The 11,988-nt window shown below is 56.0% G+C and carries 7 protein-coding genes and 1 tRNA gene; 4 read left to right on the top strand and 4 right to left on the bottom strand.

Going from position 1 to position 11,988, the window contains the following annotated elements; translation table 11 throughout:
• Positions 1 to 343: 343 nt before the first annotated feature.
• The 3 genes from DSM117340_RS15010 to DSM117340_RS15020 form a co-directional block, all read right to left on the bottom strand.
• Positions 344 to 1,654 carry a hypothetical protein gene (locus tag DSM117340_RS15010; RefSeq protein WP_089894707.1) on the bottom strand — a complete coding sequence of 437 codons (1,311 nt, stop codon included), beginning with the start codon at positions 1,652 to 1,654 and terminating at the stop codon, positions 344 to 346.
• Positions 1,651 to 2,958: a site-specific integrase gene (locus tag DSM117340_RS15015; protein WP_354689797.1), complete on the bottom strand. Its 1,308-nt coding sequence runs from the start codon at positions 2,956 to 2,958 to the stop codon at positions 1,651 to 1,653. The genes DSM117340_RS15010 and DSM117340_RS15015 overlap by 4 nt, the downstream gene beginning before the upstream one ends.
• A gap of 173 nt (positions 2,959 to 3,131) precedes the next feature.
• A tRNA-Leu gene (locus tag DSM117340_RS15020) sits at positions 3,132 to 3,217 on the bottom strand.
• A 148-nt stretch (positions 3,218 to 3,365) separates the two neighbouring features.
• Between DSM117340_RS15020 and DSM117340_RS15025 the strand changes: the two genes are divergently transcribed.
• Positions 3,366 to 4,346 carry a complex I NDUFA9 subunit family protein gene (locus DSM117340_RS15025; RefSeq protein WP_089893583.1) on the top strand — a complete coding sequence of 327 codons (981 nt, stop codon included), beginning with the start codon at positions 3,366 to 3,368 and terminating at the stop codon, positions 4,344 to 4,346.
• On the opposite strand, the gene DSM117340_RS15030 is transcribed toward DSM117340_RS15025, so the two are convergent.
• Complete coding sequence (locus DSM117340_RS15030; protein WP_089893580.1) at positions 4,343 to 5,149, bottom strand: undecaprenyl-diphosphate phosphatase; 807 nt, start codon at positions 5,147 to 5,149, stop codon at positions 4,343 to 4,345. The genes DSM117340_RS15025 and DSM117340_RS15030 overlap by 4 nt on opposite strands.
• A 216-nt stretch (positions 5,150 to 5,365) precedes the next feature.
• Here DSM117340_RS15030 and DSM117340_RS15035 point away from each other — a divergent pair, with 216 nt between their 5' ends.
• From DSM117340_RS15035 to gltB, 3 genes are all read left to right on the top strand, one after another.
• Positions 5,366 to 6,799, top strand: a complete 1,434-nt coding sequence (locus tag DSM117340_RS15035) for an NAD(P)-dependent oxidoreductase (protein WP_089893752.1) — start codon at positions 5,366 to 5,368, stop codon at positions 6,797 to 6,799.
• A gap of 142 nt (positions 6,800 to 6,941) precedes the next feature.
• Positions 6,942 to 7,367: a GFA family protein gene (locus DSM117340_RS15040; RefSeq protein ID WP_089893576.1), complete on the top strand. Its 426-nt coding sequence runs from the start codon at positions 6,942 to 6,944 to the stop codon at positions 7,365 to 7,367.
• A gap of 4 nt (positions 7,368 to 7,371) precedes the next feature.
• A complete protein-coding gene (gltB, locus tag DSM117340_RS15045; protein ID WP_089893573.1) occupies positions 7,372 to 11,910 on the top strand; it encodes a glutamate synthase large subunit in 4,539 nt (1,512 codons plus the stop codon).
• The last annotated feature ends 78 nt before the right edge of the window (positions 11,911 to 11,988 follow it).

Consider the following 11,988-nt stretch of genomic DNA (forward strand, 5'->3'; position numbering starts at 1 on the left):
CACCCTCTAGGGCCAGTCCTTGGATCTCCCTGTGGAGAGCCCTTGTGAGTTACTCTCAGGTGCTTGCTGGGGGTGTGTCGGGATACAGGATGACGTCCTCGGCGGTGTTACAGGTCATTGATCCTTGGTGATGCCTTGGGGAGCTCCATACGGGTCCCCTATATGAGGAGGGTTGGAGGACCCCCTTAGGATCCACCCTAGGGTGGTATTGTTCTTCTGTTCTTCTTTTACCCACACACAACAACACCTAGCCTTACAGGTGGTACTCATACCCTTGAGGGTAGCTCTTGCAGGTCTTCCTCTCGTCTTGCCAGGAGGGACACCAGCGGTGGGCTTGCAGGCCCTACCCCAGGCGGACCTGAGGGGTGATCCCGGTGTAATCCTTGAAGGTCTCCTTCATGATCCTCATCGTTGTGCCTTTGTCTGCATCAGCAACAAGAACAGCATCATGGATGGGCAGCGCAACAACACCCTGGCACCTGAGGGCTTCCAGAACCCCCACAAGGATATCCGCCTCCGTGCGGAAGAGCTGCATGCCTAGGCCTGAGGTCATCAAGGGGAAGATTGCGGGATGCTTCTGCTCCACAGCGGTAAGGAGCTCTCTCATGCTGATCCTTGATGGGATGTGCTTACGAGCCCCCTTGGGCAGCCTTTTGGGGAGCGCTGGACTGTTGATGATCGCCTGCATCACCTTCTTGATACCTGGGCGGCAGGTCACTGGGATGCCATACTCAGAGAGGTCATAAAGGTCCCCTGAGGGCAGTTGTTGTTGTGCTTGAGCTTCAGCATACAAAAGCAAAAGGCTCATTTGGCCGTAGTCCAACTCCACCACAGCATCCTGGTTGATGCGGATGTGTTCCTGACGTTCCTCTGAAGACATCGCCTGCCAGAACCCTCCGTAGAGCCTACCCCCTTGGGCAAAGTCTGAGTTGTTGAAGATGCGGCGCAGACGGCGTTGTGTTGGGTTCACCTGAAGATGGCTGCAAGTGATGTCTGCTGCGTGGAGCCAGACGTTGATGTCTCTCATTTGATCCCGCAGAGCCTGAGTGGTCGGATCGTCCTCGTAGTCCTCATACTCTGCAATGCTGTTCGCGTGACGCTTGGGAGAGCGCAGGATCACCACTTCCTCTTCAGCGGCCTGGCTGAGGTCATCTCTTGTGATCGCGTAGCGTTCAATCCGAGAGAGTAGCTTGGGGCCTGGCATCAGGATGGTTTGTCGTCCTCCCACAAAGGCCACGTTCAGATCATCATCGACCACCTCAAAGGTGCTGTGTCCCTTCTCGATCAGCACAAAGTCCATCTCGGGCGCTGACATCATGGTCAAGAGGTCTGGTAGGGTCTTGCCCAAGGCTGTTCCCTTGTACCGGGACTTTGATCTCAGGACTTTGTTGCTCAGCGGCAGGTGGAGACTGTTGTGTTCTGGTTCCAGAGCAACAGCACAGAGGTCACACAGGATCGCCTCAAGGGTTCGCTCATAGGTGATCTGATCAACTGCCCTGCGAGCACGCTTGCGGCTCTTGTGGAAGGCCTCATAACCCTCCAGCTGTGTTTGCACTTCTCTGATCAGTGCCTTCAGCTTATCGCTGCTCGCACACAAGAACGGGTTGAATGCTCGGGCTTTGTCTTTGCAAAAAATATCCTGTGGCTCCGTCATTGCCACACCTTCTCCAGGTGCTCCCGCATGACCTCCAGCGCGTAGCCTGAGCCGTAGTTGGCGGCGACTGTGTTGGTGCTGTGCCCAAGGATGGCGAGCGATATGGCCTCTGGACAGCCTGTGTTGCGTAGCTTGTCCTTCATGCGGTGGCGAAGGCTGTGCATGGTCAGCTTCTTGTCGGTGATGACGGTGCGTAGGCGCTTCATGAGCATGGCCGAGCAACTGTCAGCCCCACGCTCCTTGGCGTAGCGGGCAAACAGCGGTGCCTCTGGGTCTGAGGTCTGGTTCTGGATGAGCTTGCCGAGCGCTGCCACAGCCTCTGCTGAGAGTGGCACAGAGCGCTGCGAGTTGGTGGTCTTCAGGCCTCTCCAAGGGGTGGGGCTTATGTGCAGGCACTTGGCCACGAGGTCACAGTCTTTGATCCTCAGGCCAGATACCTCTGACACTCTGGCTCCTGTATCTCTCAGCGTGACATACAGAGCCCAGGCTGTGGCATCTCCCGAGAAGGCTGGTTCAAGGAGGGAGAGTTGAGTGTCTTTAAGGGGAAGTCTGTCGTGCTTGCTGGCCCCTGCCCCTTTGATCTTCAGGTTCGTGAACACATTCGGGAGGGTCAGTGCATGTTCCACAATCACATGGTTGATGGCTGTCCTTACAACCCCCAGCATCCTCACGGCACTGTTGGCGGAGACCCTGCTCAGCAAGTGGTCCCGCAACTCGTTGGCATCCTGTCGGGTGATGTCTGACAAAGCTACGTGCTTGAGCTTTTGCTTGCCGAAGACAGCCTGCATATCTGTGCGCAACCGCTCCACCCGCTGGCCAATCTCTCGGGCAGCCTTGGGTGTATCTGACTTGTAGGCCACATACTCCTGCAGGGCCTTCTCCAGCGTCATGGTGTCTGGCTTCAGGCGGCCCGAGTAGACCTGCTGCACCACCTCCGCAGGCAGCTTCTGCTTATGCAGCGCTTTGCCCAGGTCATTCAGCGCATCCTCAATCGGGGAGTACTCAGGCACAGCCTCCGCCAGCACAAGGTCTGCCACCTCATCCCCAAGCGCCCCTCGGATGAGCTCAACACTCCGCTCTCGGGCAGACTTGTTGGTCTCGTCATTCAGCAGAGCCTCAACCCGCGCATGTACCAAGGGCAGAGCCTGCATGGCCTCTCGGTAGCTGTCCCCCAACTGGCGATACAGCGTATCCTTCCCAAGCAGAGCCCGCAGGTGCTTTGGGACGTTGCGCTTATACCGGAAGCTGCCATTGGCACGGCGGAACACATAGCGGGGAAGGTTTATCGGCATCTCATCATTCATGCTCAGGACTGTGTTCCCCAAACCTGACCAAGTGCAACCCAAACCGACCGCCCAGGACTGACAAACCACCCCCCAAACTCGACAAAGTGGTCCCAAAAGCGGTCCCGATAGTGGTCCCATGCAGGCCACAACATCAACGTTTGCTAGGTTATATCGGGAAATCGACTGGTTATTGGTGCCCAGGAGAGGACTCGAACCTCCACGTCCATACAGACACTAGCACCTGAAGCTAGCGCGTCTACCATTCCGCCACCTGGGCAGGTGTCGATGGCAGCGCTTTAAGCTTGGGGAAAGGCGCTGTCAACGGGATTCAAAAGCTTTTACGTTCAAACACGCCATATCACCTTGCCCAAAGCCGCTTGCGCGCGTAGGAAAAGGCGAGTTTTAAGCCAAACGGAGGCCACCCTATGTCAAAGCTTGTCACCATTTTTGGCGGTTCGGGATTTGTTGGGCGCTATATAGCGCAGCAGCTCGCTATGAAAGGCTGGCGTGTTCGAGTGGCCGTGCGCCGTCCGAACGAAGCCTTGCATGTGCGTCCCTATGGTGCCGTTGGGCAAGTTGAGCCAGTGTTCTGCAACATTCGTAATGATGCGTCTGTCGAAGCGGTCACACGCGGATCTGACGCTGTCGTGAACTGTGTTGGCACGTTTGATCGCACGGGCAAAAACAACTTTGACGCCGTCCAGGCCGATGGAGCAGAGCGTGTGGCCCGGATCGCTGCGGCGCATGGCGTAAAGAACCTCGTGCATATCTCTGCATTGGGTGTCGATCGTGACGAGCTAAGCGAATACGCCCGCACTAAGCGCGCGGGCGAAGCTGGTATTCTGGCTCAGTTCCCCAGCGCGATGATCCTGCGGCCCTCTGTTATCTTTGGTCAGGAAGATGGGTTCTTTAACCGGTTTGCAAGCATGTCTCGCATGGGCCCGATCTTTCCGCTGATGGGAGGCAACACTAAGTTCCAACCTGTCTATGTTATGGATGTTGCGAACGCGGCTGTGATGGGCGTCCAAGGAAAAGCCAGTGGCATATATGAGCTTGGTGGACCTGAAACGAAAACTCTGCGCGGTTGGATTGATGTGATCCTTGCGGAAGTTCACAGAACGAAGCCTGTTTTCAATGCTCCGATGTTTGTTGGGCGTATGATGGCTTGGGGTCTTGATCTTATGCAAACCCTGACATTTGGAATCGCAAGAAACGGGCTCATCACACGTGATCAGGTAAAGCAGCTCAAGACAGACAATGTTGTTCAGGAGGGTGCAAAAACCTTTGCGGACCTTGGTATTGTCGCAACAGCGCCTGAAGCTGTGATCGAGAGCTATCTTTGGCGCTACCGTCCGTCTGGGCAGTATGACGCAATCCGCGATTCAGCCAAAAACCTCAATATTTAAGCGCTATAGGCAACCACTAGCAAAACAATACCCAGCGCCACACGGTAAATTACGTAGGGTGTGAAGCTAATGCTGCGCAGAAGCCGCATCATGATGCTCAAAGCGAAGAGCGCCGCAACGAAAGACATGACCGCGGCGACAGCGCCATCGCGTGCGACTTGAGCATCCGCTGTTGCGATCACTTCTACGCCGAGGAGCACGCCGCTGGCGACAATTGTCGGGATCGACATAAGCATCGCAAGCTTTGCTGAATCTTGGCGCGAGTAGCCAAGCATCCGGCCCGCTGTGATACAGATACCTGAGCGTGACGTCCCGGGAATGAGCGCGACCGCTTGCCAAAGGCCCATTTTGATGGCGTCTCTTGTCGTCCAGTCAGCTTCAGTTTTTTCAATTGTTCCGCGCTGGTCGGCCCACCAGAGCAACAGACCAAACAATAGCATTGTCCAGCCGATTACCGTCATAGAGCGCATGGCATCAGAGAGGCCCGTGAGCTTTAAAACTAGACCAAATGCGATTGCTGGTATCGTTGCAATCATCAGGAGGAACGCGAGCTTTGATCCCGCAGTGTCTATGCGGCCTGTGAGCATACGGGGGATACCGGCAAGACCCATGGCTACATCTCGCCAGAAGAAGATGACGACGGCGAAGAGTGTCCCGATATGAACGGCGACATCTATCGCTTGTCCTTGATCGGGGGCAGAGGACAGCTCAGAAATCAGAATGAGGTGCCCCGAGGAAGAAACGGGCAAGAACTCTGTGATGCCTTGTACCAGCGCGACGAGAATCAATAGATAAAATGGCATGGGCGCCCCTGCTCTTCTTGGTCTTGTGGCAGCTATAGCGCGCTGTGAGAAAAAGGAAAGATACTTGATCGGTCCGTTTCGGACTTATTATCTCAACTTTTTTCGCAGAATTGACAATCTGACGCGGCCTTTTCTGACAATAGGTCAATAAAACTGACTTTCTTTTATTTTGATGGTGTATTATTAGGGCTTTAACGAGAAGAGGGAGATTTGGCTGTGGCAAAGCAACCAATGCTGAAATTTGTATCTGTAGAACGTGACATGCCTGAGAAGCGGGCGGCGGGTGCGCGCAAGCAAGACTTCGGCGAGATTTATCAAGAATATGCTAAGGCCAAGGCCGAAGAGCAGGCCAGCCGCTGTAGCCAGTGTGGTGTTCCTTATTGTCAGAACCACTGCCCACTGCACAACAATATCCCCGACTGGCTCAACCTGACCGCAACAGGCCGCCTCAAGGAGGCCTATGAGGTTAGCCAAGCGACAAACACTTTCCCCGAGATTTGCGGCCGTATCTGCCCACAGGATCGCCTTTGCGAAGGCAACTGTGTGATCGAACAGTCCGGCCACGGCACTGTAACCATCGGCGCCGTCGAGAAATATATCACCGACACCGCTTGGGAAAACGGCTGGGTCACACCTGTTACACCAGCGCAGGAGCGCACCGAAAGCGTGGGCATCATTGGCGCGGGGCCGGGTGGTCTTGCTGCTGCTGAGCGGCTTCGGGCGCAGGGCATCCAAGTCACTGTCTATGACCGCTATGACCGCGCCGGCGGTCTGCTGACCTATGGCATCCCTGGGTTCAAACTTGAAAAAGACGTTGTTATGCGCCGTATTGACCAGCTTGAGCAGGGCGGCGTGACAATGAAGCTGAACTGCAACATTGGCACCGATATTACCTTTGGCGCACTGCGCGGGCAGCATGACGCTGTGATCATCGCAACGGGCGTCTACAAAACTCGTGACCTTGGTGGAGAAGGTGCTGCGGCTGACGGGATCGTCAACGCGATTGACTATCTCACAACCTCCAATCGCCTCAGCTTTGGCGACACTGTACCAGAGTACGAAAGCGGTGAACTGAACGCAGCGGGCAAAAAAGTTGTCGTCATCGGCGGCGGCGACACGGCAATGGACTGTGTGCGCACAGCAATCCGTCAAGGCGCGGAAAGCGTGAAATGCCTTTACCGCCGTGACCGCGCCAACATGCCTGGCTCACAGCGTGAAGTGAACAATGCCGAAGAAGAAGGCGTTATTTTTGAATGGCTTGCAGCACCTGCAGGCTTTGTTGGCAACCCTGTGAACGCCGTGAAGGTCCAGAAGATGCGCCTTGGCGCACCTGATGTGAGCGGACGTCAGAGCCCTGAAGTGATCGAGGGAGCCGACTATAATGAAGCGGCAGACCTTGTGATCAAGGCCCTTGGCTTTGAGGCGGAAGACCTGCCAACACTCTGGGACTCGCCCGAGCTTCCAGTGACCCGCTGGGGAACAGTAAAGGCCGAGTACGAAACGGGCGCGACAGAGCTGGAAGGCGTTTACGCCATTGGCGATATTGTGCGCGGTGCCTCGCTTGTTGTCTGGGCCATCCGCGACGGACGCGACTGTGCCGATGCAATCCTAACAAAATTTGCCGCTGTTAACAAAATCGCGGCGGAGTGATTCTAGGGGGGTGAAAAGCGTGCACACTGCGTGCACAACCCGTGCACCGCTAAAACGGGTTTTCGCCAAAACGCCAATCGTGACCCGTGCGTGCGCCACCCCCATAGGACAACTAGACTGACTTAGACGAGAAACGAGACGAATGACTGAAACGAGAGACATCAGCGGACAGTGCCTATGCGGCGCCGTGACAGTGCGAGCCACTGTGACAGCGCCAACTGTACGCGCGTGTCACTGTGATATGTGCCGCCGTCACACGAGCAGCATGTTTATGTCTCTGAAGACCGATGAGGGCAGTATCCGCCTGAGCGGACCAGCCAAGAGCTTTGTCTCTTCTGATTGGGCCGAGCGCGGCTTCTGTCCGACCTGCGGCTCGACGCTTTGGTACGGGCTGCGCGAGACTGGCGAGATCAACCTTGCCGCAGGTTTGTTTGACAATGCGGGCGGCGCGCCGCTCACCACCGAATTTTTTGCCGATATGTGCCCTGAAGGCTATGCGCTTGCAGGCCAGCATAAGCGGCTGACAACTGACGAAACGATTGCGCTGTTTGCGCCTGAGGAGGACTAAAGCCATGACCACATATGATGAAAACTGGGTGCGTGAAGAAGAAGCTAAGCGCAAGTGGATGGCCGAAAACGGGCTCTATAGCGAAGAGGAAGAGCACTCTTCTTGCGGCGTGGGCCTCGTTGTTTCACTTGATGGCAAACCAAACCGCAAGGTTGTGGAAAACGGCATCGCGGCGCTTAAGGCGATCTGGCACAGAGGGGCTGTGGACGCGGACGGCAAGACCGGCGACGGCGCGGGCATTCATGTCCAGATCCCTGCGAATTTCTTTTATGACCAGATCCGCCGCACAGGCCATGAGCCGCGCATGGACGAGCTCATTGCTGTCGGCCAGATATTCTTGCCGCGCACGGACTTTGGCGCACAAGAGCGCTGCCGTACGATTGTGGAAACCGAAGTTCTGCGCTTGGGGTATTATATCTACGGCTGGCGGCACGTTCCTGTCGAGATCGGCTGCTTGGGCGAAAAGGCAAATGCAACGCGCCCCGAAATTGAACAAATCCTTATTTCAAACTCCAAAGGCGTTGACGAGGAACAGTTTGAGCGTGAGCTCTATGTAATCCGCCGCCGTATCGAGAAGGCCGTGACCGCGGCTGGCATTCAGGGGCTTTATGTGTGCTCGCTGTCGTGCCGTTCTGTGATCTACAAGGGGATGATGCTGGCTGAGCAAGTCGCCGAGTTCTATCCTGATTTGATGGATGAGCGCTTTGAGAGTGCATTTGCGATCTATCACCAGCGCTATTCCACAAACACATTCCCGCAATGGTGGCTGGCGCAACCTTTCCGCATGCTGGCGCACAACGGTGAGATCAACACGCTTAAAGGCAACGTCAACTGGATGAAAAGCCACGAGATCCGCATGGCGTCAAACTTCTTTGGCGAGCTTGCCGAAGACATCAAGCCGATTGTGCAGCCAGGATCATCGGACTCTGCGGCGCTTGATGCTGTGTTTGAAGTGCTTGTGCGCGCGGGCCGCGATGCGCCAATGGCAAAGACTATGCTTATCCCTGAAAGCTGGAGCAAGCAGGCTGTGGAGCTGCCCGAAGCGTGGCGCGACATGTATAGCTATTGCAACTCTGTCATCGAACCATGGGACGGCCCTGCCGCTCTTGCGATGACGGATGGCCGCTGGGTCTGTGCTGGGCTTGACCGCAACGGCCTGCGCCCAATGCGTTATGTTGTGACGGGCGATGGCTTGCTTATTGCTGGTTCCGAAGCGGGAATGGTTCCCATTGATGAGGCTGGCGTCATTGAAAAAGGCGCGCTTGGTCCGGGGCAACTGATTGCTGTGGATATGAAAGAAGGCGGCCTCTTCCACGACAAAGAGATCAAAGACAGAATGGCGGCGGCGCAGCCCTTTGGCGAGTGGGTCGGCAAGATCAACGAGCTGGACGAAGAGCTGGCGGGTGTCACTGAAGTGCCGATGTTTGAGGGCGAAGATCTACGCAAGCGCCAGATTGCAGCGGGCTACACGATGGAAGAGCTAGAGCAAGTGCTTGCTCCGATGTGTGAAGACGCCAAGGAAGCGCTGGCCAGCATGGGCGACGACACGCCAAGTGCGGTGCTTTCAAAGCAGTACCGCCCCTTGAGCCACTACTTCCGTCAGAACTTCTCTCAGGTGACAAACCCGCCGATCGACTCCTTGCGCGAATTCCGCGTGATGAGCCTCAAGACGCGCTTTGGGAACCTCAAGAACGTGCTCGACCAGAGCAGCGCGCAGACCGAGATTATTGTGTTGGAAAGCCCGTTTGTCGCAAATGCACAGTGGGACGAAGTCACGCGTCACTTCAACGCCGACTTGGTGGAGATCGACTGTACGTTTGAAGAAGCCGCTGGCGAAAATGCGCTGCGCGACGCTCTCGAAAGCATCCGTCAGCGTGCGGAAGACGCTGTGCGCTCGGGCGCGGGGCATCTTGTGCTCACAGATCAGCACCAAAACGAAAACCGTGTCGCGATCCCGATGATCTTGGCCACCAGCGCAGTGCACTCGTGGCTGACGCGCAAAGGCTTGCGCACGTTCTGCTCGCTCAACGTACGGGCGGCGGAATGTATTGACCCACATTATTTTGCCGTTCTTGTCGGCTGTGGTGCAACAACCGTAAACCCATATTTGGCCGAAGACTCTGTGGCCGACCGTATTCGTCGTGGCTTGCTCGACGGAACACTCACAGAGAACATGGCGCGCTATCGCGAGGCGATTGACCAAGGCTTGCTCAAGATCATGGCGAAGATGGGGATCAGCGTGATTTCGTCCTATCGTGGCGGTATGAATTTTGAAGCCGTGGGCCTCAGCCGTGCGATGTGTGCCGAGTATTTCCCTGGCCTCACAAGCCGTATCAGCGGGATCGGTATTCGGGGGATTGAAGAAAAAGCAGTCTCTATTCATGCCAAAGGCTTTGCAACGGGCACAGATGTTCTTCCGATTGGCGGCTTTTACAAAGCCCGTAAATCAGGCGAAACGCACGCTTGGGGCGCCAGCACGATGCATATGATGCAAAGCGCCTGTAACCGCGCTTCATATGAGATGTGGAAGAAGTATTCCAAGGCGATGCAATCTAACCCGCCGATCCACCTGCGCGATTTGCTGGCGATCAAACCTTTGGGTAAATCTATCCCGCTGGAAGAGGTTGAAAGCATCACAAGCATTCGGAAGCGTTTTGTTACGCCCGGCATGAGCCTTGGCGCGCTGTCACCAGAGGCTCACAAGACACTCAACGTTGCGATGAACCGTATCGGTGCGAAATCTGACAGTGGTGAGGGCGGCGAAGACCCCGCACACTTCCACCCAGAGCCAAACGGCGACAATCCATCTGCGAAGATCAAGCAGGTGGCGTCAGGGCGCTTTGGCGTTACCGCGGAATACCTCAACCAGTGCGAAGAGCTTGAAATCAAAGTTGCACAAGGCGCCAAGCCTGGTGAAGGCGGTCAGCTTCCGGGGATGAAGGTCACTGATCTTATCGCACGGCTGCGGCACTCAACAAAGGGCGTGACACTGATCAGTCCACCGCCACACCACGACATCTACTCTATCGAAGATCTTGCTCAGCTGATCTACGACCTCAAGCAAATCAACCCACGCTGCAAAGTGACTGTGAAGCTTGTTGCAAGCTCGGGTGTGGGCACGATTGCTGCGGGTGTGGCTAAGGCCAAGGCCGATGTGATCCTGATCTCGGGGCACAACGGCGGCACGGGTGCGAGCCCAGCAACCAGTATCAAGTTTGCGGGTCTGCCATGGGAAATGGGCCTGACCGAAGCACACCAAGTTCTGAGCATGAACAACCTGCGCGAGCGTGTCACACTCCGCACAGATGGCGGGCTCCGCACAGGCCGTGACATTGTCATGGCGGCAATGCTTGGCGCAGAAGAATACGGGATCGGGACCGCTGCTCTGATTGCGATGGGCTGTATTATGGTGCGTCAGTGCCAGAGCAACACCTGCCCTGTCGGCGTCTGTACACAAGACGAAGATCTGCGCGCCAAATTTACCGGCAATGCCGATAAGGTTGTTAATCTCATCACCTTCTACGCAACAGAAGTGCGTGAGATTTTGGCCGAGATTGGCGCAAAAAGTCTTGATGATGTCATTGGCCGTGCGGATCTTTTGAGCCAAGTCAGCCGTGGCTCAGAAAACCTTGATGATCTGGACTTGAACCCGCTGCTCATCACAGTTGATGGTGCAAAAGCGATCACTTATGACCGTGACCGCCCGCGCAACGCTGTGCCTGATACGCTTGACGCCGAGATCGTGCGCGATGCGCAGCGCTTCTTGGAAGACGGCGAAAAAATGCAGCTGTCTTACGCGGTTCAGAACACGCACCGTACCGTGGGTACGCGCACCTCAAGCCACATTGTCCGCAAGTTCGGGATGCGTAACAGCCTTCAGGACAACCACCTGACTGTGAAACTTACAGGCAGCGCGGGCCAGTCTCTTGGTGCGTTTGCGGCGCCTGGCCTCAAGCTTGAAGTCAGTGGCGACGCCAACGACTATGTCGGCAAGGGCCTATCTGGCGGTATGATCGTTGTGCGTCCGCCAATGGCGAGCAAACTGACAGCCAGCGAGAACACCATCATCGGCAACACTGTGCTCTATGGCGCGACAGACGGGCATCTCTTTGCTGCGGGTCGCGCAGGCGAACGCTTTGCCGTGCGCAACTCGGGCGCGAAAGTTGTGATCGAGGGATGTGGAAGCAACGGCTGTGAATACATGACAGGCGGTATCGCGGTCATCCTTGGTAGCATTGGCGCTAACTTTGGCGCAGGGATGACTGGCGGTATGGCTTATGTTTATGACCCCGATGGCAAGGCGCAAGACCTTATGAACCTTGAAACACTGGTGACTTGCTCTGTGAGCGTGAGCCACTGGGAAGAGCAGCTTAAGGGACTTGTCATGCGCCACGCAGAAGAGACAGGCAGCCGCAAGGCCGCTGAAATCCTGCTGCATTGGGATATGGAGAAGCAGAACTTCCTCCAGATTTGCCCCAAGGAGATGCTTGGTAAACTGGCGCATCCGCTGACCACGGAAAGCGAAGCTGTACCTGCTGAATAAACAGAGCATGAGACATATGAAGGGGCGGCGCACACAGTTGGGCCGCCCTTTTCTTTTGGATTGCTGCTTTTCGGACGG

It is taken from the genome of Lentibacter algarum (assembly GCF_040580765.1).
Classification (GTDB): Bacteria; Pseudomonadota; Alphaproteobacteria; order Rhodobacterales; family Rhodobacteraceae; genus Lentibacter; species Lentibacter algarum.